This is a genomic window from Leptothrix mechoopdaensis (SeqCode) (genome assembly GCF_053893855.1).
This window is the reverse complement of record NZ_CM132699.1, coordinates 5031316-5058290: the sequence shown is the minus strand read 5'-3', so window position 1 is coordinate 5058290 and position 26975 is coordinate 5031316. Positions and strand designations below refer to the sequence as shown.

General features: G+C 68.6%; 28 protein-coding genes. 15 read left to right on the top strand and 13 right to left on the bottom strand.

Translation table 11 applies throughout. The features are described 5' to 3' along the window. Positions 1-71: 71 nt before the first annotated feature. The 5 genes from ACWA7K_RS22155 to ACWA7K_RS22135 form a co-directional block, all read right to left on the bottom strand. Complete coding sequence (locus ACWA7K_RS22155) at positions 72-284, bottom strand: hypothetical protein (RefSeq protein ID WP_456164392.1); 213 nt, start codon at positions 282-284, stop codon at positions 72-74. Next, positions 281-475, bottom strand: a complete 195-nt coding sequence (locus ACWA7K_RS22150) for a hypothetical protein (protein ID WP_456164390.1) — start codon at positions 473-475, stop codon at positions 281-283. The genes ACWA7K_RS22155 and ACWA7K_RS22150 overlap by 4 nt, the downstream gene beginning before the upstream one ends. Continuing rightward, the gene (locus ACWA7K_RS22145; protein WP_456164388.1) at positions 472-714 is read right to left on the bottom strand and encodes a helix-turn-helix transcriptional regulator; all 243 of its coding nucleotides are present in this window, start codon (positions 712-714) and stop codon (positions 472-474) included. The genes ACWA7K_RS22150 and ACWA7K_RS22145 overlap by 4 nt, the downstream gene beginning before the upstream one ends. A 28-nt stretch (positions 715-742) precedes the next feature. Beyond that, positions 743-1414 carry a hypothetical protein gene (locus ACWA7K_RS22140; RefSeq protein ID WP_456164386.1) on the bottom strand — a complete coding sequence of 224 codons (672 nt, stop codon included), beginning with the start codon at positions 1412-1414 and terminating at the stop codon, positions 743-745. 79 nt (positions 1415-1493) lie between these two features. After that, on the bottom strand, positions 1494-2399 hold the full coding sequence (locus tag ACWA7K_RS22135) for a hypothetical protein (protein WP_456164384.1): 906 nt from the start codon (positions 2397-2399) through the stop codon (positions 1494-1496). A 1436-nt stretch (positions 2400-3835) separates the two neighbouring features. Here ACWA7K_RS22135 and ACWA7K_RS22130 point away from each other — a divergent pair. After that, complete coding sequence (locus ACWA7K_RS22130) at positions 3836-4438, top strand: MarC family protein (protein ID WP_456164382.1); 603 nt, start codon at positions 3836-3838, stop codon at positions 4436-4438. On the opposite strand, the gene ACWA7K_RS22125 is transcribed toward ACWA7K_RS22130, so the two are convergent. After that, positions 4439-5236, bottom strand: coding sequence for a ferritin-like domain-containing protein (locus tag ACWA7K_RS22125; RefSeq protein ID WP_456164380.1), 798 nt, complete (start codon positions 5234-5236; stop codon positions 4439-4441). A gap of 56 nt (positions 5237-5292) precedes the next feature. Between ACWA7K_RS22125 and ACWA7K_RS22120 the strand changes: the two genes are divergently transcribed. Next, a complete protein-coding gene (locus ACWA7K_RS22120) occupies positions 5293-5817 on the top strand; it encodes a gamma carbonic anhydrase family protein (protein ID WP_456164378.1) in 525 nt (174 codons plus the stop codon). Position 5818: 1 nt separating this feature from the next. Next, positions 5819-6847: an Hsp33 family molecular chaperone HslO gene (hslO, locus tag ACWA7K_RS22115; RefSeq protein WP_456164376.1), complete on the top strand. Its 1029-nt coding sequence runs from the start codon at positions 5819-5821 to the stop codon at positions 6845-6847. Between the two features lie 18 nt (positions 6848-6865). Here hslO and ACWA7K_RS22110 read toward each other — a convergent pair whose 3' ends face one another. Beyond that, the gene (locus ACWA7K_RS22110) at positions 6866-8932 is read right to left on the bottom strand and encodes a multicopper oxidase family protein (protein ID WP_456164374.1); all 2067 of its coding nucleotides are present in this window, start codon (positions 8930-8932) and stop codon (positions 6866-6868) included. Between the two features lie 299 nt (positions 8933-9231). Between ACWA7K_RS22110 and ACWA7K_RS22105 the strand changes: the two genes are divergently transcribed. The 3 genes from ACWA7K_RS22105 (at position 9232) to ACWA7K_RS22095 (ending at position 12888) form a co-directional block, all read left to right on the top strand. Beyond that, on the top strand, positions 9232-11019 hold the full coding sequence (locus ACWA7K_RS22105; protein ID WP_456210274.1) for a c-type cytochrome: 1788 nt from the start codon (positions 9232-9234) through the stop codon (positions 11017-11019). Positions 11020-11130: 111 nt separating this feature from the next. After that, complete coding sequence (locus ACWA7K_RS22100; protein ID WP_456164370.1) at positions 11131-11979, top strand: basic amino acid ABC transporter substrate-binding protein; 849 nt, start codon at positions 11131-11133, stop codon at positions 11977-11979. A gap of 156 nt (positions 11980-12135) precedes the next feature. Beyond that, a complete protein-coding gene (locus tag ACWA7K_RS22095) occupies positions 12136-12888 on the top strand; it encodes an amino acid ABC transporter permease (RefSeq protein WP_456164368.1) in 753 nt (250 codons plus the stop codon). Positions 12889-12898: 10 nt separating this feature from the next. On the opposite strand, the gene xerD is transcribed toward ACWA7K_RS22095, so the two are convergent. Further along, positions 12899-13855 carry a site-specific tyrosine recombinase XerD gene (gene xerD, locus ACWA7K_RS22090; protein ID WP_456164366.1) on the bottom strand — a complete coding sequence of 319 codons (957 nt, stop codon included), beginning with the start codon at positions 13853-13855 and terminating at the stop codon, positions 12899-12901. Positions 13856-13859: 4 nt separating this feature from the next. After that, entirely contained in the window at positions 13860-14849 is a 990-nt protein-coding gene (locus tag ACWA7K_RS22085; RefSeq protein ID WP_456210272.1) for a tripartite tricarboxylate transporter substrate binding protein BugE, read from the bottom strand. Between the two features lie 134 nt (positions 14850-14983). Between ACWA7K_RS22085 and ACWA7K_RS22080 the strand changes: the two genes are divergently transcribed. From ACWA7K_RS22080 to ACWA7K_RS22060, 5 genes are all read left to right on the top strand, one after another. Continuing rightward, positions 14984-15895 carry an AEC family transporter gene (locus tag ACWA7K_RS22080; RefSeq protein ID WP_456164364.1) on the top strand — a complete coding sequence of 304 codons (912 nt, stop codon included), beginning with the start codon at positions 14984-14986 and terminating at the stop codon, positions 15893-15895. Positions 15896-16168: 273 nt separating this feature from the next. Beyond that, positions 16169-17374 (top strand): urate hydroxylase PuuD, encoded by a 1206-nt coding sequence (locus tag ACWA7K_RS22075; protein ID WP_456164362.1) that lies wholly within the window; start codon positions 16169-16171, stop codon positions 17372-17374. An 81-nt stretch (positions 17375-17455) separates the two neighbouring features. Continuing rightward, positions 17456-18937 (top strand): nucleobase:cation symporter-2 family protein, encoded by a 1482-nt coding sequence (locus tag ACWA7K_RS22070; protein ID WP_456164360.1) that lies wholly within the window; start codon positions 17456-17458, stop codon positions 18935-18937. Positions 18938-18969: 32 nt separating this feature from the next. After that, positions 18970-20334 carry an 8-oxoguanine deaminase gene (locus tag ACWA7K_RS22065; RefSeq protein ID WP_456164358.1) on the top strand — a complete coding sequence of 455 codons (1365 nt, stop codon included), beginning with the start codon at positions 18970-18972 and terminating at the stop codon, positions 20332-20334. Positions 20335-20372: 38 nt separating this feature from the next. Beyond that, a complete protein-coding gene (locus ACWA7K_RS22060; RefSeq protein ID WP_456164356.1) occupies positions 20373-20579 on the top strand; it encodes a 4-oxalocrotonate tautomerase in 207 nt (68 codons plus the stop codon). Between the two features lie 56 nt (positions 20580-20635). Here ACWA7K_RS22060 and ACWA7K_RS22055 read toward each other — a convergent pair whose 3' ends face one another. Continuing rightward, positions 20636-20845 carry a DUF4926 domain-containing protein gene (locus ACWA7K_RS22055; protein ID WP_456164354.1) on the bottom strand — a complete coding sequence of 70 codons (210 nt, stop codon included), beginning with the start codon at positions 20843-20845 and terminating at the stop codon, positions 20636-20638. Beyond that, on the bottom strand, positions 20842-21198 hold the full coding sequence (locus ACWA7K_RS22050; RefSeq protein WP_456164352.1) for a DUF6883 domain-containing protein: 357 nt from the start codon (positions 21196-21198) through the stop codon (positions 20842-20844). The genes ACWA7K_RS22055 and ACWA7K_RS22050 overlap by 4 nt, the downstream gene beginning before the upstream one ends. A gap of 168 nt (positions 21199-21366) precedes the next feature. On the opposite strand from ACWA7K_RS22050, the gene gcl reads away from it, so the two are divergent. From gcl to ACWA7K_RS22030, 4 genes are all read left to right on the top strand, one after another. Beyond that, a complete protein-coding gene (gcl, locus tag ACWA7K_RS22045; protein WP_456164351.1) occupies positions 21367-23163 on the top strand; it encodes a glyoxylate carboligase in 1797 nt (598 codons plus the stop codon). Positions 23164-23249: 86 nt separating this feature from the next. Next, positions 23250-24038 (top strand): hydroxypyruvate isomerase, encoded by a 789-nt coding sequence (gene hyi / locus ACWA7K_RS22040; protein WP_456164349.1) that lies wholly within the window; start codon positions 23250-23252, stop codon positions 24036-24038. 41 nt (positions 24039-24079) lie between these two features. Continuing rightward, complete coding sequence (locus tag ACWA7K_RS22035; RefSeq protein WP_456164347.1) at positions 24080-24994, top strand: 2-hydroxy-3-oxopropionate reductase; 915 nt, start codon at positions 24080-24082, stop codon at positions 24992-24994. A gap of 15 nt (positions 24995-25009) precedes the next feature. Next, positions 25010-26314, top strand: a complete 1305-nt coding sequence (locus ACWA7K_RS22030) for a glycerate kinase type-2 family protein (protein WP_456164345.1) — start codon at positions 25010-25012, stop codon at positions 26312-26314. A 72-nt stretch (positions 26315-26386) separates the two neighbouring features. Here ACWA7K_RS22030 and ACWA7K_RS22025 read toward each other — a convergent pair whose 3' ends face one another. Further along, positions 26387-26620, bottom strand: coding sequence for a DUF4926 domain-containing protein (locus ACWA7K_RS22025; protein WP_456164343.1), 234 nt, complete (start codon positions 26618-26620; stop codon positions 26387-26389). Continuing rightward, a complete protein-coding gene (locus ACWA7K_RS22020) occupies positions 26613-26972 on the bottom strand; it encodes a DUF6883 domain-containing protein (protein ID WP_456164341.1) in 360 nt (119 codons plus the stop codon). The genes ACWA7K_RS22025 and ACWA7K_RS22020 overlap by 8 nt, the downstream gene beginning before the upstream one ends. Between the last annotated feature and the right edge of the window lie 3 nt (positions 26973-26975).

The window sequence follows — 26975 nt, the reverse complement described above, 5'->3', positions numbered from 1 at the left end:
TGCCGGGCTGCCAAGCCCGCATCCCGAGAACCTCAGGACACGTCCAGTGTGCACGGCTGAAGCCGGCCTCGTCAAGCATCGTGGCCACCGACTGCGCCTCCCGTTGCCGCCTGGAGTGCATTGGTCACAGCTGCCGTCAGCATCGCAACGCCGGCAAGCTCTGCCTGCTCGACGGTGCCCAGTGCCTCCGGATGCTGGACCAGGTGGGCGACCAGCACGACCACCGACCGACGGACGTCATCGAGCTTCTGCCGCACCGCGTTGCTGTTGTTCTGGTCGCTCATCGCCTGCCCTTGCTCGGTCGCCTGGCGAACCGTTCGTCGAGGACCTGCAGGTCGAACTGCTGACGTTCGATCTGCACGGATCGACGCGCGTGTCTCGCCGAAGCCAGCACGGTGTCCACATCGACCCCTCCCGAGTTCTCGCCGTTCTTCCACGGCCGGGCGTTCGCCCACTTTCTGGCGCGTCGACTCACGGACGGATCTCCGCCTGGTTCGAGGTCGATTCGGAGATCCGATCCTGGATCCACTTCTGGCAGGCACTTTCGGGCCAGACGACGCAGCGGGCGGAGAGTCGAATGGGTTGCACGAAACGGCCAGCCTTCATGAGGTTGTAGATCGCCGACTTCTTCAGGCCGACGAGTTCTTCGACTTGAGGCATGCGCAGCAACCTCTCTCGGGTGGCCGCTTGGTTGATGGTGTCGCTCACAGGCATGGATAGATCTCCCAGCTGATGCCCAGACTTACTGGGTGTCGTTCTCGGATTGCTCGGGGCGCTCCAGGCCCGATTCCTTCAGCAGGTAGGCGATGCGTTCGCGTGCTTCTGCCGGAACGAGCTCTGCCTCGACCATCTTGGAAATCTCGTCGACTGCAGCGGCGACGAAATCAAGCTGGGACCTCCGCGCAGCGATCTTGGGAAGCACTTCCGGGTTTTCCTTCCTGGATATCACGAAACCGGATGGGAGGGTGTTGTTCACCCACTTGTTGGATTCGAGATTGGCCAGGCGCTGTTCAAGATCGGCGCGCAACTGCTGGAGCCGGAATAGGGCGTGCTGAATCAGCCCTTCAGAGTGCTGCCGCAGCAACTCCTGTTCGATCGCAGACCGCGCCGAGACGAGGACGGCGCGCGCGTTCGAAGCCTCTGACACCTGCCGGCGCTTCTCTTCAACCTTCGATTCGAGCGCCCGGAGTTCTGCCAGCGCTTTTTCGACCGGGCCGGACGCCTCATCTTCTGCCAGTCGAGCAACCCGGACTCGCGCCAGGCAGTCAGATCGGGCTGCAACTTCAGCCTCATCCTTTCGTCGCTGTTCTGCGGCCAGGAGCGTCGCGATCTGAGGTGAGGCCAGAAGGCCGGCGAGATCGCCGAGGGCTGCAGGCTTGATGGGCGAAACGCCCGGGCGGTTGGCTTGTGTCACTTCGATTGATCCACCGTGGTTTTGGTGGATCACACTGTCGCCTAAGACGCCAGTTTCAGGTCGGACGATTCACCTGTGATCAGAACGTCGAATCGTCCGACAATGGGTTTTCCGCCCTATACCTAGAAACAATCTTCCTTGTAGTGTCTGCCTGAATCGTGCTGCGCTCAATTCCAAATGTGAGTTCAATCAAGGCAGATAATTGATTATGAGTCAGGCAATTCAATAGGCACCCAGTCGGGAATGAATACGAATTATCGAGCCTTCCAATTAGGGAGCGTGATTGAATTGATATAATTGTATTGTTGGTTTTTGTTGAATTTATCAAGCCACGAAGTGCAGGCGGCTCAATTCTCGGTTGCGCCTTTTTGTATTCTGCGAGCGACTCCAATAGATCAGTCCAACCCGGCGTCTTATACTGGCTCTCTGTTAACAAATCTCGCTCAATGCCTGCCGCAAATAATCGCCCCTTTGATGAATTCGACCATCCCCCTAAATCAGTTTTCCCTGCGGTTATGCTAAGTGCGTCCAAAAGATTGAATGCATGCCGCGACCCAAGTACATAACTATAATCTTCAGGGTAATCTATTAACACCCCTCCAGATATTAGTTCATCCCTAATCTTAAACTGATTCAAGAGTTGAGCACAGATTTCAAGTATCCTTTCATCTACCTTATTCAAATCAGAAAGAGTATCGAGTATTTCCTTGCCCGATTGGCCGACAGTTTTCCATTCAAGCCAGCAATTAATAGATTCACGCAGTATTGCGCGAGAAATATAATCTCGCGTATATGCTTTTGATGGGAAAACTTTGGGACTAGGTGTACGCCATTTGTCAGCACCGAGGTACCACCATTGCGACTCGAATCGCTCCTTAATGGCGGTCCAAGCCATCAATTCAGTGGAGTCAGGGTGTTCGTTCGGCCAGACCGGCGCAGGTCGCATCGTCTGAAGCACCTCGGACGCCCAGCTTGGAATCTTCATCGCGGCCCCTTCAGGCCCCTTCATCGAAACGCCCTGGCAGGCGGGTGAAGGTGTCCCGCTCTTCGGTTCGCGGGCCTAGCCAAGGCGCAGAAAGTATGAACCAACGTGGAATCGAAGCGAGATAGCTAACCCCGCAGTGACGTACGCGGGCCGAGCCCAGGACGTGTGCCTGTCGAGGTCGGCGCGCTGCAGCCGCTGGCCGGGCCCAGGACGTGCCTGTCGAGGTCGGCGCGCTGCAGCCGCTGGCCGGGCCCAGGACGTGCCTGTCGAGGTCGGCGCGCTGCAGCCGCTGGCCGGGCCCAGGACGTGCCTGTCGAGGTCGGCGCGCTGCAGCCGCTGGCCGGGCCCAGGACGTGCCTGTCGAGGTCGGCGCGCTGCAGCCGCTGGCCGGGCCCAGGACGTGCCTGTCGAGGTCGGCGCGCTGCAGCCGCTGGCCGGGCCGAAGGCCTGGCGCCCGGGAGGGTGGGGGCAGAGTGCTTCCCGATCGCGCGCCACTTCCAGAGAGGTCCAGCACCAGGCCGGGAGGCGCTTCAGTTAACCCCCTTGTGGGGACATGAACAACAGTCCGGCATCGCGGCCGAAAGTACCCGCGTCCAGTACCCCCTGGAAGAACCTACCCGTAGGGGGTACCCAACCCCATAGGGCAGGTCATGGGGAAAGTGAGCGAACACTCACTAGCGAAAGATCGGGGCTCGAACGTACCCGCGCCGCGATGCCAGGAAGAACCTACCACCGGGGGGTGGTGGCCGCCCACCGATGCAGCCCAGACGGCGCCGGGCCAGGCCGGAGCCCATGGGGAAAGAGAACAGATGTGAATGACCTCTCTCATCTTCTCCTTCTGCCCCCGCTGCCCCCGCTTTGCCCCCGCCTCTGCCCCCGGTAACCCGATCGGCCGGGATGCCGCATCAACACGAGGATCCCGGCCGATCTGGCGCCGCTGCCCCCGGTGCCCCCGGCGACCCATGCACGCCAGCCATTCAAAGTGCAACGTTGCACCTTGATGCGCTGGTGCCATCAGCCCGGCGAGGCAGTGCAGCGCGAAGAGGAAACCGCCCGCCGCCTCCCCGGCGACCCGGGTAATTCGGCAACGTTGCCGGGTCGACGGCAGGCGAAGGAGTAGCTCGACGCCCGCATGCCGAACTTGATGGACAACGCCCGGCACAAGGCCGGGCGGTTGGTGTGCGTCGGGTGGTGGTCTGCCGATCCCCCTACCATCCCGGCCGACAGAAGGCGTTCCTGAGCCGCGACTCACCCAGCCGGCATGCAGGAACTTCTGCAGGAACTCGGGCCGATCGAACGGCCTTCCCATAGGGAAGTTCAAGTGACCCCGGCTCCACCACACACGGTCCACACGGACCACGCAAGCGAAGTCGTACGGAAGGCCCGGGTGATCCATCACCCGGGCCTTTTTTCTGGTTCCTCTCCTGGTCGCCTCCATGGATCACAGCTTCACCTCCGCCCTCGTCCTCCTGCTGCTCGTGCTGGACCCGCTCGGCAGCATCCCCATCTTCATCTCGGTGCTGCGCGGCGTGGCGCCGGAGCGGCGCACGCGGGTGGCGTTGCGGGAGACCTGCATCGCGTTCACGGTGCTGGCGCTGTTCATGGTCGGGGGGCAGCACTTCCTGACGCTGATGCGCCTGTCCGAACGCTCGCTGGAAGTGGCGGGCGGGGTGATCCTCATCATCATCGCCATCCGGATGATCTTCAAGGGCGGCTCGGAGATCTACGGCAACGACGACGCCGGGCGCGAACCGTTCATCTTCCCGCTCGCGGTGCCGCTGCTGGCGGGCCCTTCGGCGATGGCGACGGTGCTGCTGCTGGCCTCGCGCCAGCCCGAGCGGCTGATGGACTGGGCCGGCGCGCTGACCGCCGCGATGCTGATCTGCGCGACCGTGCTGCTGCTGGCCGAGAAGATCCGCGTCTGGCTGGGCGCGTCGATGGTGTCGGCGATCGAGAAGCTGATGGGCCTGGTGCTGACCGCCGTCGCGGTCGAGATGATCCTGGCCGGCCTGAAGCGCTATTTCCTGCAGCCGCTCTGATCAGAGCCCGTCGGGCGATTCGAGGTAGGCCAGCTCGGCCTCGCTGAAGCCGGCCCGCAGGCGCGCCTCGCGGTTCAGCGGCGGACGCAGCGGCGGGGCCTGGTGACGCGCCACCAGCTGCGGGTAGAGCGCCAGCGGATCGAGCCCCTCGCGCCGGCAGGCCCAGCGATACCAGCGGTTGCCGATCGCGACATGGCCGACCTCGTCGCGCAGGATCACGTCGAGGATCTCGACCGCGCGCAGGTCGCCGGCCCGGCGCAGCTTGGCCTGGATCGGCGGCGTCGCATCCAGCCCGCGCGCCTCCAGCGTGCGCGGCACCAGCGCCATGCGGGCGATGAAGTCCTCGCGGGTGCGCCAGGTCATCAGCCACAGGCCGTCGTGACCGGGGAAATCGCCGTAGGCATGGCCCATCGTGGCCAGATGGTCGGCCAGCAGCATGTGGTGCTCGGCCTCCTCGGCGGCCACGCGCAGCCAGTCGCGGTAGTAGTCGGGTGGCAGACCGGCGAAGCGCCAGACCGCGTCGAGCGCCAGGTTGATCGCGTTGAACTCGATGTGCGCGATCGCATGCAGCAGCGCGGCGCGGCCTTCGGTCGTGAAGGGCGAGCGGGTCGGCACGTCCTTGGGGGCGACCAGCACCGGGCGGGCCGGGCGGCCGGGCAGGCCTTCGGGTTCGACCAGCATGGCGTCGGGGTCGAGCGGCAGGTCGTCGACCGAGCGCCAGAGCGCACGCACGGCGGCGACCTTGTCGGCCGGGTCGGGCATGGCCAAGGCCTCCAGGGCCAGCTGTCTCAGCGTCATCCCTACAATTTTGCCTTTTGGCCGCCCGATCTCCGGGCCGCCACACAGGACCGGACATGCCCCTCTACCAGCTCGGCGACATCGCGCCGCAGATCGCCCCCGATGCCTTCGTCGCCCCGGACGCCACCGTGATCGGCCGCGTCGAGATGGGCCCCGGCAGCAGCGTCTGGTTCGGCGCCGTCGTGCGCGGAGACAACGAGCTGATCCGCATCGGCCGCCACAGCAACATCCAGGACAACAGCGTGCTGCACACCGACGAGGGCAAGCCGCTGACCATCGGCGAGAACGTGACGGTGGGCCATCAGGTGATGCTGCACGGCTGCACCATCGGCGACGGCAGCCTGATCGGCATCGGCGCGATCGTGCTCAACGGCGCGGTGATCGGCCGCGACTGCCTCGTCGGCGCCGGTGCGCTGGTGACCGAGGGCAAGGTCTTCCCGGACGGCAGCCTGATCGTCGGCAGCCCCGCCAAGGCGGTGCGCGAGCTGACGCCCGAGCAGAAGGAAGGGCTGGCGCGCAGCGCCGCCAACTACGTCAACAACGCGCGGCGCTACGCCACGCAACTCCAGCAGGTGGGCTGACATGGCACGCGCGAATCCCCCGGGCCTGAGCGCCCTCGTGTCCGAACCGGTCGACGGCGGCGAGCTGCACAAGTTCCTGTTCGAGGGCCTGCCGGTGCGCGGCATCCTGGTACGCCTGACCGGCGCGTGGACCGAGATGCTGGCGCGCCGCGAGGCCTCCGGCGGCTACCCCGAGCCGGTGCGCCAGCTGATCGGCGAGATGAGCGTCGCGGCCACGCTGATGCAGGCCAACATCAAGTTCAACGGTGCGCTGATCCTGCAGATGCAGGGCGACGGCCCGGTGCGCATGGCGGTGGCCGAGGTGCAGCCCGACCTGGGCCTGCGGGCGACCGCGACGGTGATCGGCGAGGTGCCCGAAGGTGCCGGCGTCGAGGCGCTGCTGAACGTCCACGGCCAGGGCCGCTGCGCCATCACGCTGGACCCGAAGGACCGCAAGCCGGGCCAGACGCCCTACCAGGGCGTGGTGCCGCTGCACGGTGACCAGCGCGAGCCGCTGCAGAAGCTGTCGGAGGTGCTGGAGCACTACATGCTGCAGTCCGAGCAGCTCGACACGCGCCTGGTGCTGGCCGCCGACGACCGCGTCGCCGCCGGGCTGCTGATCCAGCGCCTGCCGGTGCAGGGCGAGAAGAACCTCGAGGGCGGCACCGCCAGCGGCGGTCAGCGCAACGAGGACGAGATCGGCCTGAACGAGCACTACCACCGCATCGCGATGCTGGCGTCCACGCTCAAGCGCGAGGAACTGCTGACGCTGGACGTCGACACGATCCTGCGCCGGCTGTTCTGGGAAGAGGACCTGCGCCGCTTCGATCCGCAGCACCCGCGCTTTGCCTGCACCTGCTCGCGCGAGCGGGTCGGCCGGATGCTCAATGGCCTCGGTCGCGACGAGGTCGAGAGCGTGCTGGCCGAGCGCGGCCAGGTCGAGGTCGGCTGCGAGTTCTGCGGCATCCAGTACCACTTCGACCCGATCGACGCCGCCGCGCTGTTCAGCCCGGCGGTGGCACAGGCCGGAGGCTCCGGCACCGTGCAGTGATCGGGTCGAGGCGGCCCGTCAGGCCTTCGTCACCGTGTACCAGCGCATCATGTCGTGCTCCTCGTGCGACAGGATGTGGCAGTGGTAGACGTACTTGCCGGGCCGGTTGAAGGTCACCAGCACGCGGGTGACGACGCCCGGCGGGCATTCGACGGTGTCCTTCCAGCCGGTCTCGTACGGGTTCGGCGCCGACACCGCGCGCGCCAGCACCGGTTGCGGTGCGGCCGGATCCGAGATCGTCACGCCAGTCCAGTTGTTGATCATCGGCTTGGGCGTCAGCGTGCAGGTGAAGGCCTGACGGTTGAGGACGCGGAAGCGCACCAGGTGCATGTGGACCGGATGCGAGTCGACCGAGGCGTTCCAGAACTCCCAGACTTCCGTGACCGTCGTCTGACCGGCGGGGATCACGACGTTCTCGGTCGACGGCTCGTGGAAGCCCAGCGTGCCGGCGGCCACGGTGCCCAGCAGCGGCATGATGCGGCCGTACTCGTCGCTGCCCTCGCCGAGCAGGACCCGGCGCACCGCCGTGCCGGCCGGCACCCGCAGGGCGGGCAGACGCGGCGCTGACGACGCCGTACCGGCCGGCAGACCTGGCGGGACCCAGCCACGCAGCACCGTCTTGTCCTCGATCGGCAGGGCCTTCGGGATCGCGCGGTTCAGCGGCTTGACCACCTTGAACGCCATCACCTCGTCAGGGCCGCTGCCCGGCACGACCGGGGCGCCCAGCGGATAGGGCGTCGGGGCGGTGTTGCGCAGCACGACGGTCGCGTTGGCGGCCAGGCCGGCGAAGTTGATCACCAGGTCATAACGCTCGCCCGGGCCGATGGTCAGCGTGCGCAGCGTCGGCGCGTTGTTGCCGAAGCCCAGGTCGGTGCCGACCAGGCGGAAGCCCAGGAACGGCCCGACGCCACCGGTCGTGTCGAAGGTCAGCGTGTAGAAGCGGGAATCCGAGCCGTTGAGCAGCCGAAGCCGGTAGGCACGCGGCTCGACATCGAGCTTGGGCCAGGCCACGCCGTTGACGCAGATGACGTCGCCGTACATCTCCGGCAGGTGGGTCGGCAGGTTGGGGTTCAGGCCGGTGGTCGGCACCGGCGCCAGGATCGAGTCGGCCGGATAGGCGAACTGGCCGTCGGCGTCGAACACCTTGTCCTGCAGCAGCAGGCTGACCTCGTACGGACCGCTGGGCAGCAGGTTGCGACGGATCAGCTCGGCCTCGTTGCTGTCGCGCACGACGTAGGCACCGGCCAGCCCGGCGTAGGCGTTCAGGCGCGTCAGGCCCTCGGCGTGGTCGTGATACCAGGTCAGCGAGGCTTCCTCGGTGTTGTCGTACTGGTAGCGGATCGAGCCGTCGTTGGCCAGGATGTCGCCGTTCACGCCGGGCGTGCCGGGCGTGCCCAGCTGGATGCCCGGGCCGGTCTGGCGCCGACGCGGCGTCAGCCACTGGTCGGGCACGCCATCGAACTCGGCCATCGTGTCGCCGCCGTGGTGGTGCGTGGCGATCGGCACGCCGTCGATCGGGTTGTTGGCCGGATCAACCTGCATCATCACCGTCTGGTCGACCGGCAGGATGTGCGGCAGCGGCAGGCCTTGCCCGTCGACCAGGTCGTTGCGCCAGTTGACCTGGATCGGCGCGCCCTGCTGGACCACGAAGGTGCGGCCGGGGTGGCTCACCTGCGGCTGGCCGCTCACTGGATCGACCGGGCCGTAGCCCCAGGCGGTCGTCAACAGCGGAACGCCAGCCCGGCGGATGCCCAGCACATTGGCCTGCACCTGGCCCGCCGCCACGGTGTAGGCGTTGCCGCCGGCCACGTCGGGGCGGTAGATGAAGCCGGGCGCCGTCAGGCTCGGCAACGGGTTGCTGAAGCGGGCCGCCCAGGCGGCGTCCCAGATGGCGAGGTCGGTCGCACCGGCCCAGGTGCTGACCTTGGCATTGCCGGCGGTCTGCGCCAGGGCAGCGCCACCGATCAGCCCGAGACCGAGCCCCGCGCCGGTCCAGCCCAGAAACCGGCGGCGCGCAGGGGCGGCCAGCTCGGTCGTCGTCATGTCGGTGCGACGCCCCGCCTTCATCTTCTGATCGTTTTTCATGGTGTTGTCCTGTGTGTGGCTCGCGTCGGGCCTTTGGTCCTCGACGTGTTTCAGATGAAACTGAAGCGCTACATTAGGAAAACTCCATAAAGTTCGTCTTATGGTTTCCTGAAGTTGGGGCTTCCAGAACCGGACGTGAATTGACTCATGACCCGCCCGGCGTCAAGACTTGTCCATGAACACGACAAAACATCGGGATTCCCTGATCAGGCAAAGCTGATCGAAAGACCGGTTCGTGAAGAGGTTCACGTTCCGCACGCCCGGAATTTGATTCAGTTTTCCTAATTCCTCATTTCTGCATGACCGGACCCCGATTGACACCTGTCAGCCCGCTGCCGGGTGGCCGCCACGCTCCCCGGACGGTGCGTGGGGCCGGCGCCACGGTCCACGCGGGCCACATCGGCATCGGCACCCGCATCGGCACCCGCATCGGCATCGCCATCACCGCGCTCTGGCTGGCGTTCACGGGTGCAGCGCTGGCGGGACCGGCGGCGGACGCGCCGGCCGATCGCCGATCCGACGGACTGCGCATCTACCGGGATGGCCGACTGCCGGACGGCGCCCGACTGGCCGGACAAGGTGCCGGCGGAGCGGTGGTCTCGACCCCCTGCGCCGGCTGCCATCGCGACAGCGGCATGGGCGGCGGCGAAGGCGGCCAGCGGGTCGCGCCGATCACCGCGATCGACCTGTTCCAGTCGCCCGCAGCCCTGGAGCGGCCCGCCGCCGGAGATCGACTGCCGCGCGCCCGACCGGGCGTGACGGTGCAGCCGGGCCGGCGCCTGAGTCGCCCCGGCTACGACCTGGACACGCTGGCGCGGGCGCTGCGCACCGGCCTCGATGCGGGCGGGCGCCCGCTCGATGCGCTGATGCCGCGTTACCCGCAGCTGGACGACGCGGCGGTGCAGGCCCTGGCCGCCCACCTGGCCACGTTGCGGACCGACGCCGCGCCGGGCTGGATCCAGCCCGGCCCCGAGCAGCCCCAGGCCGAGCTGCGGCTGGCGACGATCGTCACCCCGGACGCCGCACCTCGGCGGGTGCGCGCGCTGCTCGACACGCTGCAGGCCTGGCAGGCCCAGCACCAGTCGCCCCGGGTGCGGCTGCGGCCGGTCCTGCAGGTCTGGCGGTTGGAAGGCCCGCCCGAGACCTGGGCCGACCAGCTGTCCGGCTGGCAGGCCCGGCAGGACGTCTTCGCGGTGCTGTCCGGCGCGGCCGGCCCGTCGGCCGACAGCTGGGCGCCCGTGCAGGACTGGTGCGAGCGCGAGGCCCTGCCCTGCCTGCTGCCCTTGCTGGACACGCCACCGGAGACGCCCGCCGGTGCCGCAGCGCCGCGCTGGTCCTTGCATGGTTCCGAAGGCAGCCGCCTGGAGGCCGCCGCGCTGGCGCTGTGGCCCGGCCTCGGCGGCGGCCTGGTCACGCAATGGACCGACGACGCCACCGCGCGCCGTGCGGCCGACGTGCTCGACGACGCGATGGCCGAGGCCGGGCTGCGGCGTGCCGAACGGTTCCATCTGCCACCGGACCTCGACGGCGACGCACTGCTGGCGCGCTGGTGCACGCTCGGCCCGACCGACACGCTGGTGCTGTGGACCGGCGCCGACCGGGTCGAGGCGCTCGATCGTGCGCTGCGCGACGTGGCACCGGCCTGCCCGGGTCCCGGCCAGGTCGTGCTGTCGGCCAGCCGCAGCGGTCACCGGCCGCCCGCCGCTGACCGCTGGCTCGGCCGCGGCTGGCAGGTCAGCGCCGAGCTGGACGACACCCGGCTGCAGGCCCGCACCGTGCTGGCGCTGCAACCCTGGGCGCAACGCAGCGGCGTGGTGCTGGATGCGCCGCGCGAGCAGGCAAAGGCCTATGCGGCGGCGATGTGGTTCACCGAGGCGCTGGCGCGCATGCAGGGCCGGATCGGCCGCGACTACCTGATGGAGTCGCTCGAACGCACGGTCGACAACCGCGCGGTGGCCGGACCGTGGCAGTCGGCCTCGCTGGGGCCGGACCAGCGCGTGGCGGTCAAGTCGGCACGGATGCTGCAAATCGAAGCGGTCGGCGGCACGCGCCGCTGGCAGCCTGTGGGTCCCCCGTTGCGACCTTGAACGAGGTCAGCACGATCGTGCAAATCGGGCCGATACACTTCTGCGCTCCAGTCTGCCGCCGGCGCCGTCTGCGCCATCGGCAACCTTGACCCCATTCAACCAAGGACCCCCATGACTCGCTGGACCACCCGCCGTTTCCTGAAGACCGCCGGCTTCGCCGCCGCCGCCCTGATGCTCGTCGCCTGCGGCAAGAAGGAAGAAGCTGCGCCGGCCGCGGCCGCCGCCTCGGCCCCGCCGCCCCCGCCGCCGGCCAAGGTCTACGTGATCGGCACCGACGCCGCCTACGCGCCGTTCGAGTCGCAGAACGAGAAGGGCGAGATCGTCGGCTTCTCGATGGACATCCTGACCGCCGTCGCGGCCAAGGGCGGCTTCGAGATCAAGTTCGTCAACACCCCGTGGGAAGGCATCTTCAACAGCCTGCAGCAGGGCGACCGTGATGCGCTGATCTCGTCGATCACGATCACCGACGAGCGCAAGCAGACGATGGACTTCAGCGCGCCGTACTTCGACGCCGAGCAGCTGATCGCCGTCAAGGAGACCAGCAAGGTCGCCAAGTTCGCCGACCTGAAGAAGCTCAAGGTGGGCGTGCAGACCGGCACCACCGGCGACGAGGTCGTCACCAAGCTGCTGGGCAAGACCAGCACCAACGTGAAGCGCTTCGAGTCGACCCCGCTGGCGCTCAAGGAACTGCAGTCGGGCGGCGTCGACGCCGTCGTGGCCGACAACGGCGTGGTCATCCACTACGTCGCCAACAACCCGGCCGACAAGTTCAAGACCGTTGCCGACAAGACCAGCTTCGCGCCCGAGCAGTACGGCATCGCCGTGAAGAAGGGCAACACCGAGCTGCTCGAGAAGATCAACAAGGGCCTGGCCGACATCAAGGCCGACGGCACCTACGACAAGATCTTCACGAGCTACTTCGGCGCGGCCGCAGCCGCCGCTCCGGCAGCCTCGAAGTAAGTCCGGGCCTGCGGGCAACCGCACCTGCCTGACCTGCCAAGGCGGACCTCCGGGTCCGCCTTTTTCATGGCGCGCCGCCATCGTCTACCCGGGCAGGCCCGGCTTTTGCTGCACAGGTGCCCGCCTAAACTGGCAAACGATTTCAGGAGTCTGCAAGTGGATCTGCGTTGGGAAATCCTGGCCGGCTACGGCCCGCTGTTCGTCGAGGGCGTGCTGATGACGATCAAGCTCACGCTGGTGGCGATCGGCGCCGGTCTGGCACTGGGCGTCGTGTTCGGGCTGATCAGCAGCTCCGGTGACGCACCGCCGCCGCGCAGCACCGGCGCGCGCTGGGGCATGTCGACGCTGCGCGGCCTGACCATCGGCTACGTCACCTTCTTCCGCGGCACGCCGCTGTTCGTGCAGATCCTGCTGGTCCACTTCGCGCTGATGCCCGCGCTGATCCACCCGGACCACGGCCTGCTGCTGGCCGGCGACGCCGCCCGCACCTTCCGGCAGGAACACGGCGCCTTCTTCTCGGGCTGCCTGGCGCTGAGCCTGAACGCCGGTGCCTACATCAGCGAGATCTTCCGCGCCGGCATCCAGAGCATCCACCGCGGCCAGACCCAGGCCGGCTACAGCCTCGGCCTGACGCACGCCCAGGCGATGCGCTTCGTGATCCTGCCGCAGGCCTTCCGCCGCATGGTCCCGGCGCTGGTCAACGAGGGCGTCACGCTGATCAAGGACTCGTCGCTGGTCTCCGCCATCGGCCTGGCCGAACTGGCCCTCGCCGCCCGCACCGTGGCCGGCGCCTACTCGCGCTACTGGGAACCCTACCTCGCGATCTCGGCCATCTACCTGATCCTGACGCTGGCGCTGTCAGCCTTCGCGAAGCGGCTGGAGGCGCCGGCGCACTTGAGGGGGCGGTGAACCCGCGCCCTCACCCCCTCGGGTGATGCTTCGCATGCAGCACCTTCAGCCGCTCCCTCGCCACGTGCGTGTAGATCTGCGTGGTCGAGATGTCGGCGTGGCCGAGCAGCAGCTGCACGGCGCGCAGGTCGGCGCCGTGGTTGAGCAGGTGGGTCGCGAAGGCGTGGCGCAGCGTGTGGGGTGACAGCGGTGCGGTGATGCCCGCCGTGAGGGCGTGTTTCTTGACCAGGTTCCACGCCATCTGCCGGGTCATGCCGGCGCCGCGAACCGTGACGAACAGGTCGTCGCAGGCGCGGCCCTGCAGCAGCGCCGGGCGGGATTCGGACAGGTAGCGGACCAGCCAGTGGCGGGCCTCCTCGCCGAAGGGCACGAGGCGTTCCTTGCTGCCCTTGCCGAGCACCTTCAGCACCTGATCCTCCAGGTGCAGCAGCAAGAGCCGCACGCCGACCAGCTCGCTGACGCGCAGGCCGGCGCCATACATCAGCTCGAACATCGCGCGGTCGCGCAGGCCCAGCGGCGTGTCGACGTCGGGGGCCGCCAGCAGCGCCTCGACCTGGGCCTCGGTGAGGCTGCGCGGCAGGCGCTGCGGCTTGCGCGCCGGGGTCATCTTCAGGGTCGGATCGGCGCTGCGCAGCGACTCGCGCAAGGCCCAGCGGTAGAAGCGCTTGAAGACCGTCAGACGCCGGTTCGCGGTGCTGGTCTTGGTGCCGGCATGGCGGGCGGCCATGACGGACATCAGCTGCCAGTCGACCGCCGTCAGCAGCGTCGGTGGCGGGTCCTGCAAGGCCAGCCCGCCGGCCAGCCCCTGCAGGTCGCGGCGGTAGGCGGCCAGCGTGTTGCGCGACAGACCGTCCTCCAGCCAGAGGGCGTCCAGGAAGCGGTCGATGACGGCCTGGTCCTCGGCCCGGACGACCGGAGGGGGCGCCTTCCTTGCGCTGGCGCCCGCCGTCGCCTTGGCCGTCGGCATCGACTCAGTCGAGCTTGAGCTTCTGCTGGTCGACCACCTTCTTGTAGACCTCGAACTCGGCCTTGATCTGGGCCGCGAACTGCTCGGGCGTGTTCAGCACGAACACCGAACCGGTGCCTTCGATGCGCTGGCGCACGCCCGGGTCCTCGGCCGCCTGGCGCACGGCGGCGTTGAGCTTGTCGACGATCTCGCGGCTGACGCCCTTGGGGCCGTGGATGCCGTAGAAGGCCATGCGGTTGACGGGCTCCAGGCCGACTTCCTTGAAGGTCGGCACGTCGGGCAGCACGGCCAGTCGCTGCGGCGAGGCGACGACGATCGGCACCAGCCGGCCGTCCTTGATGAAGGGCAGTGCCGAGGGCAGGTTGTCGAAGATCATCGGCACCTGGCCGGCCACCGTGTCGTTGAGCGCAGGGCCGGCACCGCGGTACGGGATGTGGGTCACGAACACGCCGGCCAGGCTCTTGTAGAGCTCCATCTGCAGATGGCCGATGCCGCCGGTGCCCGAGCTGGAGAAGCTGTAGCGGCCGGGGCTTGCCTTCAGCACCTGCACGAAGGTCTTGTAGTCCCGTGCGATGAAGCTCGGGTGCACCGCGATGACGTTGGGCGTGGCCGCCACGTTGATCACCGGCGTGAAGTCGGTGATGGGGTTGTACGGCGTGCGCGGGTTGATGGCCGGATTGGCCGCCGTGGTCGACACCGTCGCGATCGCGAAGGTGTAGCCGTCGGGAGCCGACTTGGCGACCATGTCCGCGCCGATGATCCCGCCGCCGCCGGCCTTGTTCTCGACCACCACGGTCTGGCCCAGCACGCCGCCGAGCTTCTCGGCCAGCGCGCGCGCGACGATGTCGGTGGTGCCCCCGGGTGCGAACGGCACGACCAGCCGCACCGGCTTGTTCGGCCAGGTCGACGTCTGGGCCTGTGCCAGCAGCGGGGCGGCGACAAGGCCGGCTGCCAGCAGGCAGCGGCCGAGGATCGAGCGGCGGGACAGATTCATGGGAACTCCTGACGGGGATGACCGGATGCTAGCGAGGCCAGCGGGAACCGCGATCGTGGGGCAAGCCCGCAAGGTCCGCTGTTGTGGATGCTTCGTACCGAAGCCAGGACCTGGACACCGCTAACCTTGTCCCCATGCTGACCCACGCCCTGCTGCTGCTGCCCGACTTCCTGCTGATCGTCGTGGGCTTCCTGGTCTGCCGCCACACCGCCCTGGACCGCACCGTCTGGAACGCCGCCGAGCGGCTGGTCTACTGGATGCTGTTCCCGGTGCTGCTGTTCGGCTCGATCGTGAAGAGCCCGCTGGCCCCGGCCGCGACGCTCAGCCTGGCCGTCGGCGGCGTGGCGATCTTCGGCGTCGGCTTTGCGCTGACCGTGCTGCTGCGGTACTGGCCCGGTGTCGACGCCCATCGGCTGGCCTCGGGCGCGCAGGTCGCCTTCCGCTTCAACTCCTACGTCGCGCTGGCGCTGGCCGAACGGCTCGGTGGTGCGCCGGGCGTCGCCTGGGTCGCCCTGCTGATCGCGCTGGGCGTGCCGCTGTGCAACCTCGGCGCGGTCTGGTGGCTGGCCCGGCAAGGCGGCCACGACACCTGGCGCGAGGTGCTGCGCAACCCGCTGATCATCGCCACGGTCACCGGCCTGATCGCCAACCAGGCCGGGCTGGTGCTGCCCGACCCGGTGCAGACGACGCTGTCGCGGATCGGCTCGGCCGCGTTGCCGCTGGGGCTGATGGCGGTCGGCGCGGGGCTGCAGTTCGGCGGTTTGCAAAAGGCGCCCGGACTGGCCGCCGCGCTGCTGGCGATCCGTCACGTGCTGCTGCCAGGCACGGCGCTGGTGCTGGGTGTGCTGCTCGGATTGCCGGCCGGACAGGCACAGATCCTGCTGGCCTTCTCGGCACTGCCCACCGCTTCGAGCTGCTACGTGCTGGCCGCGCGGATGGGCGGCGATGGCCCGTACGTGGCGGGCCTGGTCACCACCTCGACCCTGCTCGGCATGCTCAGCGTGCCGTTCGCGATGGTCGCCTTCGCGGCACTGCACGGCCACTGAGCCCGGCGCCGCGAGGCGCGCCATCCGGGTCGATCCCGATCCTTCGGGATCTTGCATCGTGCACGGATGTGTATACACTTTCCCCCACGTCGCCGCGGAGCCCGGCCTTCGACAGCGTCCCCGAAAGGCGCTGCACGATGCACCGGTCGCGACGTTCGCTCCTCACAGAGCCCGCTGTGGTGAGGGGAAGGTGCCCAGCCTCGTGTGCGGCGCCTTCCCATCCACATCCGCGTGCCCCGTCATGGTGGCGGGGCCGCACAGCGTGAGGACGCGATGGAAACCTACCTGCTCGACTGGGCCAACCTGCTGCTGCGCTGGGTCCATGTCATCACGGCGATCGCCTGGATCGGCTCGTCGTTCTACTTCGTCTTCCTCGACAACAGCCTGACGAAGCCGACCGCGCCGGACCTCGTCGCCAAGGGCGTCGACGGCGAACTGTGGGCCGTTCACGGCGGCGGCTTCTACCACCCGCAGAAGTACCTGGTCGCGCCGAAGGCGCTGCCGCAGAACCTGCACTGGTTCTTCTGGGAAAGCTACAGCACGTGGCTCAGCGGCTTCGGGCTGTTCACGGTGCTCTACCTGTTCAACGCCGGCACCTTCCTGGTCGACAAGTCGGTGCACGACTGGTCACCCGGCCTGGCGATCGGCGCGGCGCTGGGCTTCCTGTTGGCGTTCTGGCTCGTCTACGACGTCATCTGCCGCAGCCTGGGCCGGCGCCGCAACGGCGACCTGCTGGTCGGCCTCGGCGTCACCGTGTTCATCGTCGCGGCCAGCTGGCTGGCCTGCCAGCTGTTCGCCGGCCGCGCGGCCTTCCTGCTGATGGGCGCGATGATCGCCACGGCCATGAGCGCCAACGTGTTCGTCTGGATCATCCCGGGCCAGCGCACCGTCATCGCGCAGATGAAGGCGGGCCAGCCGGTCGACCCGATCCACGGCCAGCGCGCCAAGCAGCGCAGCGTGCACAACACCTACTTCACGCTGCCGGTGCTGATCGCGATGCTGTCCAACCACTACGGCTGGCTCTATCAGGGTGCGCACAACTGGCTCGTGCTGGTGCTGCTGATGCTGGCCGGCGCGCTGATCCGGCACAGCTTCGTGGCCCGCCACAAGGCCCTGGTGATGGGCAAGCGCGTGCCGTGGGAACAGGCCGGCGCGGGCGTGCTCGTGCTGCTGGGCCTGGTGATCTGGCTGGCGCCCGCGCCGCAGACCGAAGCCCAGAAGGCGGCACTGGCTCAGCCGGTGAGCTATGCCCAGATCGCACCGGTCATCCAGCAGCGCTGCGTCATGTGCCACAACGAGCAGCTGCAGAACAAGGGCATCGCGCTGCACACGCCCGAGCTGGTCAAGCGCCACGCGCAGGCGCTCTACCAGCAGGCGGTGGTGCAGAAGCTCATGCCGCTGAACAACGCCACCCAGATCACCGACGACGAACGGGCGCTGCTCAAGCGCTGGTTCGAGGCCGGCGCGCCGATGCCCTGACCCCCCGGGCAACGCCATCCCAGCAGTCCCACCGCAGTTCCACAGATGACCCGCCTTGACGGGCACGAGGAGACCAGAACCATGTCCGACACCACCCTGGACGCCAGCGTCCATCCGGTTGACGAGAAGCTGCCCACGCCACGCCTGCTGGCGCTGGGTTTCCAGCATGTGCTGGTGATGTATGCCGGCGCCATCGCGGTGCCGCTGATCGTCGGGCGGGCGCTCAAGCTCAGTCCGGAGCAGGTCGCGCTGCTGATCTCGGCCGACCTGTTCTGCTGCGGCATCGTCACGCTGATCCAGTCGCTGGGCGTGACGCAGTGGTTCGGCATCCGACTGCCGGTGATGATGGGCGTGACCTTCGCCGCCGTCGGCCCGATGGTCGCGATGGCCGAGTCGATGCCGGGCCTGGACGGTGCCCGCACGATCTTCGGCGCCATCATCGCGGCGGGTGTCATCGGCATGGTGATCGCGCCACTGGCCAGCCGCATGTTGCGGTTCTTCCCGCCGGTGGTGACGGGCACGATCATCGCCATCATCGGCATCAGCCTGATGCGCGTGGGCATCGGCTGGGCGATGGGCGGGCCGGCCTTCCTGGCCAAGATTCCCGACCCGGCGCACCTGCAGGCGGTGGCCAACGCCAAGGCGGCCGGCACGGCCCTGCCGATCGGGCCGGCGCCGATGATCGCCAACCCGAACTACGCGGCGCTCGACAACATGGCCATCGCGCTGTTCGTGCTGGCCTGCATCCTGCTGATCGCCAAGTACGGCCGCGGCTTCCTCGCCAACATCTCCGTGCTGCTGGGCATCGTGATCGGTGGCGTGGTGGCCACGCTGCTGGGCAAGATGACCTTCGGCAAGGTCGCCAGCGCGCACTGGTTCGACGTCGTGCTGCCCTTCTCGTTCGGCACGCCGATCTTCGACCCGGTGCTGATCGCGACGATGGTGCTGGTGATGATCGTGACCTTCATCGAGTCGACCGGCATGTTCCTGGCGCTCAGTGACCTGACCGGCCGCCCGCTGACGACCCGCAGCCTGACCGCCGGCCTGCGCACCGATGGCCTGGGCACCTTGATCGGCGGCATCTTCAACACCTTCCCGTACACCAGCTTCTCGCAGAACGTCGGCCTGGTCGGCGTGACCGGCGTGCGCAGCCGCTTCGTCTGCGTCGTCGGCGGCCTGATCCTGATCGTGCTGGGCCTGATCCCGAAGATGGCCGCGCTGGTCGAGTCGCTGCCGCAGTTCGTGCTGGGCGGTGCCGGCCTGGTGATGTTCGGCATGGTCGCGGCGACCGGCATCCGCATCCTCGCGGGGGTCGACTACAAGGCCAACAAGAACAACCTGTACATCGTCGCCGTGTCGATCAGCGCGGGCATGATCCCGCTGGTCGCGCCGGCCTGGACCCAGCACATGCCGCACGGGCTGCATCCGCTGCTGGAATCGGGCATCCTGCTGACGACCATCAGCGCGGTCGTGCTCAACCTGTTCTTCAACGGTGGCGGCTCGGCCGAGGCCAGCGAACGCGAAGCCCGCATTGCCGCGATGCAGGCCGACGGCGGACACTGATCCGAACCCTGACCCACCACCTGACCCGCGCCATGCCCACCCTGCTGATCCGCCACGCCACGCTGCTCGTCACGATGGACGCGCAGCGGCGCGAGATCGCGGACGGCGCGGTCTACATCCGCGACCACGTGATCGAGCAGGTCGGCGCCAGCGCCGATCTGCCCGCCACGGCCGACGAGGTGATCGATGCGCGCGGCCAGGTCGTCATCCCCGGCCTGGTCAACACGCACCACCACATGTACCAGTCGCTGACGCGGGTGGTGCGGCCGGCGCAGGACTGCGAGCTGTTCGAGTGGCTGCGCACGCTCTACCCGATCTGGGCTGGCCTGAGCCCCGAACACGCGCAGGTGTCGACCCAGACGGCGATGGCCGAGCTGCTGCTGTCGGGCTGCACGACCAGCGCGGATCACCTCTACATCTACCCCAACGGCGTGCGACTGGACGACACGCTGGAGGCCGCGCGCGAGATCGGCATGCGCTTCCACGCGTCGCGCGGCTCGATGAGCGTCGGCCAGAGCCAGGGCGGTCTGCCGCCGGACCGGGTGGTCGAGCGCGAGGCCGACATCCTCGCCGACACCCAGCGCGTGATCGAGCGCTGGCATGACCCGGCGCGCCACGCGATGCAACGCATCGTCGTGGCGCCGTGTTCGCCGTTCTCGGTCAGCCGCGAGCTGATGCGCGACGCCGCGCTGCTGGCGCGCGAACACGGCGTGTCGCTGCACACCCACCTGGCCGAGAACGACAACGACATCGCCTACACGCGCGAGAAGTTCAACTGCACGCCGGCCGAATACGCCGAGCAGCTCGGCTGGCTCGGGCCGGATGTCTGGCACGCCCACTGCGTCAAGCTCGACGAGGCCGGCATCGCGCTGTTCGCGCGCACCGGCACGGGCATCTCGCACTGCCCGGGCTCGAACATGCGGCTGGCCTCGGGCGCCGCGCCGATCCGCGCGATGCGCGACGCCGGCGTCAAGGTCTCGCTGGCCGTCGACGGCTCGGCCAGCAACGACAGCGGCCACATGCTCGACGAGGCCCGCCTGGCGCTGCTGCTTCAGCGGGTCTCGCACGGCCCCGTCAAGGGACCGACGGCGATGACCGCGCGCGAGGTCCTGGAGATCGCCACGCTCGGCGGCGCGGCGGTGCTCAACCGTGACGACATCGGCGCGCTCGCCCCGGGCATGAGCGCCGACCTCGTCACCTTCCCGCTGGACACCATCGGCATGGCCGGCGCCCACCACGACCCGCTGGCCGCGCTGTTCTTCTGCCACGTGCCGCAGGTGCGGCACAGCATCGTCAACGGCCGCGTGGTGGTGCGCGACGGCGTGCTCGCCACGGTCGACCTGCCGCGCCTGATCGAGCGCCACAACCGCCTGGCGACGTCGCTGGTCGAGGCATGATTCCGGCTTCCCTGAACCCCTCAACGGAGCCCTGACCCATGCCCACCATCCGCGTCGAACTGATGACCGGCCGCACCGTCGAACAGAAGCGCGCACTCGCTGCAGCCCTCACCGAAGCCACCGTGCGCACCATCGGCGGCAACGCCTCCAGCGTCGACGTCGTCTTCTTCGACATCGAACGCCACGACTGGGCCACCGGCGGCGAGCTGTGGCTGGACAAGATGGCCGCGCCCAAGCCGGATTGAGCGCGGGCAGACGTGAAAAGGCCCGCGCAAGGCGGGCCTGTGGACGTCCCGGCGGCTCAGGCCGCCTGCCGCACAGGCAGCACCGGCCTCAATTCGGCAGCTGTCATCGCCAACAGGGCAAGCGTCTCGCCTCTGTCGTTGCAGAACTCGACTTCATAGGCATCGGAGCTGTGCACCTCCACCACGGTACCGACATCGCCAGCCTTGACGCCGAAGGCGGGGACATCCGTGGCGGCCGCGACCACATCGAGCAGTTCGTAGGTCAACTGATGTCCTCCTTCACATAGACGCTGGTGAGGTGGGGCTCATCCCCTTGCAGGCGGACGATCCAGCACGTTCTGACCATAGCAGTTCCGTTCGGGCCCGTCACCGGTAGGTCAACGAGGTAGCGCTGCCCGTGTCGGTCGGCGTGTCGTCTGATGGCCGGAGCATGGGGCAGACCGTCGCGGATGGCTGACGCCAGCTGTGTTGCGTGCCCTCGTTCCATTCCAAGCACAGCCGCAAACACCCGAGCCTTGTGCATGCCAACGGTGTGCTCGGGGTTCAAGGCATAGCCGTCGAGCTTGGCCTCGGGTATGACCGCCCGTTCATGGTTCGGCAACGCATCCGGATGTGGCATCGACCATTCTTGGCGGCACTCACGCCCGCCTCGCATCCCCCTGAAGGGCGTCTTGACGCCCCACCCATTCCTCCCCGGAATGGCCGGAATGCCCGCACTGCGCTTCTGCCGGCGGGTCCGCTTCGACACCATCCGCACCAGTCGTTTCAACAACCACTGGAGCAAGCGATGGCGAAGATGAAGGCCGCGATGGCCGCCGTGCTGGTGATGGAGAAGGAAGGCGCGACGCAGGCCTTCGGGGTGCCCGGCGCCGCGATCAATCCGTTGTATGCGGCGATGCGCGAGCATGGCGGCATCGGGCACATCCTGGCCCGGCACGTCGAGGGTGCCTCGCACATGGCCGAGGGCTACACCCGGGCGCGGGCCGGCAACATTGGCGTGTGCATCGGCACCTCCGGGCCGGCCGGCACGGACATGATCACCGGGCTGTATTCGGCCATCGCCGACTCGATCCCGATCCTGTGCATCACCGGCCAGGCGCCGCGCGCCCGGCTGCACAAGGAGGACTTCCAGGCCATCGACATCGCCAGCATCGCCAAGCCGGTGACCAAGTGGGCGACCACGGTGATGGAGCCGGCCCAGGTGCCGCGAGCCTTCCAGCAGGCCTTCCACCTGATGCGCTCGGGCCGTCCGGGCCCCGTGCTGATCGACCTTCCCTTCGATGTGCAGCAGGCCGAGATCGAGTTCGACATCGACACCTACGAGCCGCTGCCGGTCTACAAGCCGGCCGCTACGCGGCGTCAGATCGAACACGCGCTGGACCTGCTGGCCAGTGCCGAGCGGCCGCTGATCGTGGCCGGTGGCGGCATCATCAACGCGGACGCGTCGGACCTGCTGGTCGAGTTCGCCGAGCTGACCGGCATGCCCGTGATCCCCACGCTGATGGGCTGGGGCAGCATCCCCGACGATCACCCGCTGATGGCCGGCATGTGCGGCCTGCAGACCAGCCACCGCTACGGCAACGCGACGATGCTGGCGAGCGACTTCGTCATCGGCATCGGCAACCGCTGGGCCAACCGCCACACCGGCTCGCCGGAGGTGTACTGCAAGGGCCGGCGCTTCATCCACGTCGACATCGAGCCGACGCAGATCGGCCGCGTCTTCGCGCCCGACTACGGCATCGTGTCGGACGCCAAGGCCGCATTGGCCCTGTTCGTCGAGGTCGCCCGCGAACGCGCCGCCGCCGGCACCTTGCCCGACCGGCGCAGCTGGGCCCGCGAATGCCTGGCCCGCAAGTCCTCGGTCGAGTACCAGCGCAAGACCCATTTCGACACCGTGCCGATGAAGCCGCAGCGGGTCTACCAGTGCATGAACCGCGCCTTCGGCCGCGACACGACCTACGTCAGCACGATCGGCCTGAGCCAGATCGCCGGGGCGCAGTTCCTGCACGTCTTCCACCCGCGCCACTGGATCAACTGCGGCCAGGCCGGCCCGCTGGGCTGGACCGTGCCGGCCGCCCTCGGCGTGCGGGCGGCCGATCCGGGGCGGCGCATCGTCGCGCTGTCGGGCGACTACGACTTCCAGTTCATGATCGAGGAACTCGCGGTCGGCGCGCAGTTCAAGCTGCCCTACATCCACATGGTCGTCAACAACAGCTACCTCGGCCTGATCCGCCAGAGCCAGCGCGGCTTCAACATGGACCACTGCGTGCAGCTCGGCTTCGACAACATCAACACGGCCAGCGACGAGCCGGCGATGGGCTATGGCGTCGACCACATCAAGGTGGTCGAGGGCCTGGGCTGCAAGGCGATCCGCGTGCACCGCCAGGAGGAACTCGCGCCGGCCATCGCGCAGGCCGACGCCTGGATGGCCGAACATCGCGTGCCGGTCGTCATCGAGGTGCTGCTCGAGCGCGTCACCAACATCGCGATGGGCACCGAGATCGACAACATCATCGAGTTCGAGCCGCTCGCCGCCGAGCCGGCCGACGCCCCGACGGCGGTGGTCGCCACGATGCTGGACTGAGCCGCGACCACCAGAATCACGATCCGTTCCGCGCCCCGACGGAACCCTGCACCAGACCCACGACCAGACGAAGACAGGACCCACGCATGCCACGCTTCAGCGCCAACCTCTCGATGCTGTTCACCGAGGTGCCGATGATCGACCGCTATGCCGCCGCCGCCGCGGCCGGCTTCCGCGCCGTCGAGGTCCAGTTCCCCTACGAGCACCCGCCCGAGGTGCTGCGCGCCCGGCTGGAGGCGCACGACCTGACGATGGTCCTGCACAACCTGCCGGCCGGCGACTGGGCCGCCGGCGAGCGTGGCATCGCCTGCCTGCCCGACCGCATCGACGAGTTCCGCGACGGCGTCCAGCGCGCCATCACCTACGCCCGCGCACTCGGCGTGCCGCAGCTCAACTGCCTCGCCGGCATCGCCCCGCTCGGCGCCGACGAGCGGGTGCTTCGGGCCACGCTGGTCGCCAACCTGCGCCATGCGGCGGCTGAACTCGACCAGGCCGGGCTGGGGCTGCTGATCGAGCCGATCAACACCTTCGACATCCCCGGCTTCTTCGTCAACCGCACGGCGCAGGCGCTGGACATCCTCGACGAGGTCGGCGCGCGCAACGCGCGGGTGCAGTTCGACTGCTATCACGCGCAGCGCATGGAGGGCGAGCTCTGCGGCACGCTGAGCCGGCACCTGGACCGCATCGGCCATGTGCAGATCGCCGACAACCCCGGCCGCCACGAGCCCGGCACCGGCGAGATCCACCACGGCAACCTGTTCCGCCACCTCGATGCGATCGGCTATCGCGGCTGGGTCGGCTGCGAATACAAGCCGGCGACGACGACCGAAGCCGGCCTGGGCTGGCTGCACGACATCGGCAGGCTCACGGCCTGAGCCACCGCTGAACTGACCGACGACAAGAAGGAGACCCCGACATGACACGACAACGCATCGGCTTCATCGGCCTGGGCATCATGGGCGCACCGATGTGCGGCCACCTGATCGCCGCCGGCCACGACGTCTTCGTGCACACCCGCAGCAAGCTGCCGCCGGCGATCGTCGACAGCCCGGCCACGCGCTGCGCCAGCGCGGCCGAGGTCGCGCAGCGCGCCGACGTGATCGTCACGATGCTGCCCGACACGCCCGACGTCGAGAAGGTGCTGTTCGGCGCCGCCGGCATCGCCGAAGGCCTGAAGCAGCGCCCGGCCGGCGCGGCCCGCGCCACGGTGGTCGACATGAGCTCGATCTCGCCGATCGCCACGCAGGACATGGCCGCGCGCATCGAGGCGCTCGGCGCCGATCACCTGGACGCGCCGGTCTCCGGCGGCGAGGTCGGGGCGCGCAACGCGACGCTGTCGATCATGGTCGGCGGCGAGACGGCGGTGTTCGAGCGCATCCGGCCGCTGTTCGAGCGCATGGGCAAGAACATCACCCACGTTGGCGGGCATGGCGACGGCCAGACCGCGAAGGTCGCCAACCAGATCATCGTGGCGCTCAACATCGAGGCGGTGGCCGAGGCGCTGCTGTTCGCGGCGAAGGCTGGCGCCGATCCGGCCAAGGTGCGCCAGGCGCTGATGGGCGGCTTCGCGGCCAGCCGCATCCTGGAGGTACACGGCGAGCGCATGGTCAAGCGCACCTTCGAGCCGGGCTTCCGCATCGAGCTGCATCAGAAGGACCTCAACCTCGCCCTGAGCAGCGCCCGTGCGCTGGGTGTCAGCCTGCCCAACACGGCCACGGCGCAAGAACTCTTCAACGCCTGCGCGGCCCACGGCGGCAAGGGCTGGGACCATTCGGCGATGGTGCGGGCGCTCGAGAAGATGGCGAACTTCGAGATCGGCGGGGGAAGCTGACCTAGGATGTTTTCCATGCAAGCCGACACGACCAATCCCCTGCCCGCCCGCACGCTGCTGCGCCGGATGTTCGACGCCGCGATCGCCTCGGCCCAGCCGGAGGTCAACATCGCCGCCCACCTGCCCGACCCGGCCTCGCTGCCCAACGGCCGGCTGGTCGTGATCGGCGCGGGCAAGGCCTCGGCGGCGATGGCGCAGGCGGTCGAGCGGGCCTGGCCCGGTGACCTGGCGCAGCTCAGCGGCCTGGTCGTGACGCGCTACGGCTACGCCGTGCCATGCCAGCGCATCGAGATCGTCGAGGCGGCGCATCCGGTGCCCGATGCCGCCGGCCTGGCCGCTGCGGAACGGCTGCTCGCGCTGGCCCGCAGCCTGGGGCCCGAGGACACCGTGCTGTGCCTGATCTCGGGCGGCGGCTCGTCGCTGCTGCCGCTGCCGCTGCCCGGCCTGACGCTGGCCGACAAGCAGGCCGTCAACCGTGCGCTGCTGGCCTCGGGCGCGACCATCGCCGAGATGAACGTGGTGCGGCGCCACCTGTCGGCCATCAAGGGCGGCCGGCTGGCCGCCGCCTGTCACCCGGCCCGCGTGCTGACGCTGCTGATCTCGGACGTGCCGGGCGACCAGCCAGCCGACATCGCCTCAGGCCCGACCGTGCCTGACGCCAGCCGCTGCGAGGACGCGCTGGCCATCGTCCGCCGCTATGGCATCGCGCTGCCCGAGCCGGTGCGCGCGGTGCTGGAGAGCGGCGCCGGCGAGTCGATCAAGCCCGATGACCCGCGCTTGGCCGGCTGCGAGACCCGCATGATCGCGACGCCGCAGATGGCGCTGGAGGCCGCCGCCGCCGTCGCCCGCGACAGTGGCTACACGCCGCTGATCCTGGGCGACGCGATCGAGGGCGAGGCCCGCGACGTCGGCAAGGTCCTTGCCGGCCTGGCCCTGCAGATTGCCCGCCGCGCCCAGCCCTTCGAGCCGCCCTGCGTGCTGCTGTCGGGCGGCGAGACGACCGTGACCGTGCGCGGCCAGGGCCGCGGCGGCCGCAACGTCGAATGCCTGCTGTCCTGCGCGATCACCCTGAACGGCCAGCCCGGCATTCACGCGCTGATGGGCGACACCGACGGCGTCGACGGCCTGGAGGAAACGGCTGGCGCGCTGATCGGCCCCGACACCCTGAGCCGCGCCTGGGACCTGGGCCTGCGCCCGCTCGACCAGCTGGCCGACAACAACGGCCACGGCTTCTTCGAGGCCCTCGGCGACGCCGTCGTCACGGGGCCGACGCTGACCAACGTCAACGACTTCCGGGCGATCCTGATCGAGCGGGGGTGAAGGGGACGAGGTCGGTCGTGGCGCAAGAAAGCCCGCGCATGGCGGGCTGTTCGCTGAGGATCCGGCGCGTCGTCAAGCGGCGCGCAGATCACCGGGACGGTCGTGGCCGGCGCGCCAGACCAGTTCCAGCTCATCGGAGCGCAGGACCTCGGTGGCCAGCGTGCGGCCTTCCTGATCGGCGAACTCGACGAGAAACTCAGTTTCCGGCTGAGGGAACGCATGAACGATGGTCCCCTCCGAACCCGCCGCGATGCCGGCAGACGGAAGGGCCCGCTTCACGCGCACGACATCCAGTTCTTCAAGCATCGGGTCCTCCGTTCACGTAGAGAGTCGTCAGTCGCGGGGCCTGCTGGCCCGTGTCGATCATCCAACCCGTTCGGACAGTAGCACGACCCCGTGGGCCAAGGATGAGCAAGTCCACCGCGAACTCCTGACCGCCTCGACGCGCTGGTCTCGAGACGGCGGGATGCTCGGGCAGGGCCCGGAGGATCGCCTCCGCAAGATCTCGCCAGTTGTCGCGGGTGTAGCCCAGCGCAGAGGCAAACACCCTGGCCTTCGATCCGCCACGCGGATGCTGCGGATTCAGCGCGTAGTCCCTCAGCTTCGCCACCGGAACGATGGCCTTCTCGACATGGGGCAAGGCCTGCGGGTGGGTCATCAC

Coding starts and splice junctions, on each gene's coding strand:
- ACWA7K_RS22100 (WP_456164370.1), top strand. CDS start 11,131: ATGACTCGCTGGACCACCCGCCGTTTCCTGAAGACCGCCGGCTTCGCC.
- ACWA7K_RS22020 (WP_456164341.1), bottom strand. CDS start 26,972: ATGACCCACCCGCAGGCCTTGCCCCATGTCGAGAAGGCCATCGTTCCG.
- ACWA7K_RS22130 (WP_456164382.1), top strand. CDS start 3,836: ATGGATCACAGCTTCACCTCCGCCCTCGTCCTCCTGCTGCTCGTGCTG.
- ACWA7K_RS22065 (WP_456164358.1), top strand. CDS start 18,970: ATGCCCACCCTGCTGATCCGCCACGCCACGCTGCTCGTCACGATGGAC.
- ACWA7K_RS22070 (WP_456164360.1), top strand. CDS start 17,456: ATGTCCGACACCACCCTGGACGCCAGCGTCCATCCGGTTGACGAGAAG.
- ACWA7K_RS22085 (WP_456210272.1), bottom strand. CDS start 14,849: ATGAATCTGTCCCGCCGCTCGATCCTCGGCCGCTGCCTGCTGGCAGCC.
- ACWA7K_RS22080 (WP_456164364.1), top strand. CDS start 14,984: ATGCTGACCCACGCCCTGCTGCTGCTGCCCGACTTCCTGCTGATCGTC.
- ACWA7K_RS22035 (WP_456164347.1), top strand. CDS start 24,080: ATGACACGACAACGCATCGGCTTCATCGGCCTGGGCATCATGGGCGCA.
- ACWA7K_RS22105 (WP_456210274.1), top strand. CDS start 9,232: ATGACCGGACCCCGATTGACACCTGTCAGCCCGCTGCCGGGTGGCCGC.
- ACWA7K_RS22075 (WP_456164362.1), top strand. CDS start 16,169: ATGGAAACCTACCTGCTCGACTGGGCCAACCTGCTGCTGCGCTGGGTC.
- ACWA7K_RS22125 (WP_456164380.1), bottom strand. CDS start 5,236: ATGACGCTGAGACAGCTGGCCCTGGAGGCCTTGGCCATGCCCGACCCG.
- ACWA7K_RS22155 (WP_456164392.1), bottom strand. CDS start 284: ATGAGCGACCAGAACAACAGCAACGCGGTGCGGCAGAAGCTCGATGAC.
- ACWA7K_RS22030 (WP_456164345.1), top strand. CDS start 25,010: ATGCAAGCCGACACGACCAATCCCCTGCCCGCCCGCACGCTGCTGCGC.
- ACWA7K_RS22145 (WP_456164388.1), bottom strand. CDS start 714: ATGCCTGTGAGCGACACCATCAACCAAGCGGCCACCCGAGAGAGGTTG.
- hyi (WP_456164349.1), top strand. CDS start 23,250: ATGCCACGCTTCAGCGCCAACCTCTCGATGCTGTTCACCGAGGTGCCG.
- ACWA7K_RS22060 (WP_456164356.1), top strand. CDS start 20,373: ATGCCCACCATCCGCGTCGAACTGATGACCGGCCGCACCGTCGAACAG.
- gcl (WP_456164351.1), top strand. CDS start 21,367: ATGGCGAAGATGAAGGCCGCGATGGCCGCCGTGCTGGTGATGGAGAAG.
- ACWA7K_RS22135 (WP_456164384.1), bottom strand. CDS start 2,399: ATGAAGATTCCAAGCTGGGCGTCCGAGGTGCTTCAGACGATGCGACCT.
- hslO (WP_456164376.1), top strand. CDS start 5,819: ATGGCACGCGCGAATCCCCCGGGCCTGAGCGCCCTCGTGTCCGAACCG.
- ACWA7K_RS22050 (WP_456164352.1), bottom strand. CDS start 21,198: ATGCCACATCCGGATGCGTTGCCGAACCATGAACGGGCGGTCATACCC.
- ACWA7K_RS22110 (WP_456164374.1), bottom strand. CDS start 8,932: ATGAAAAACGATCAGAAGATGAAGGCGGGGCGTCGCACCGACATGACG.
- ACWA7K_RS22025 (WP_456164343.1), bottom strand. CDS start 26,620: ATGCTTGAAGAACTGGATGTCGTGCGCGTGAAGCGGGCCCTTCCGTCT.
- ACWA7K_RS22120 (WP_456164378.1), top strand. CDS start 5,293: ATGCCCCTCTACCAGCTCGGCGACATCGCGCCGCAGATCGCCCCCGAT.
- xerD (WP_456164366.1), bottom strand. CDS start 13,855: ATGCCGACGGCCAAGGCGACGGCGGGCGCCAGCGCAAGGAAGGCGCCC.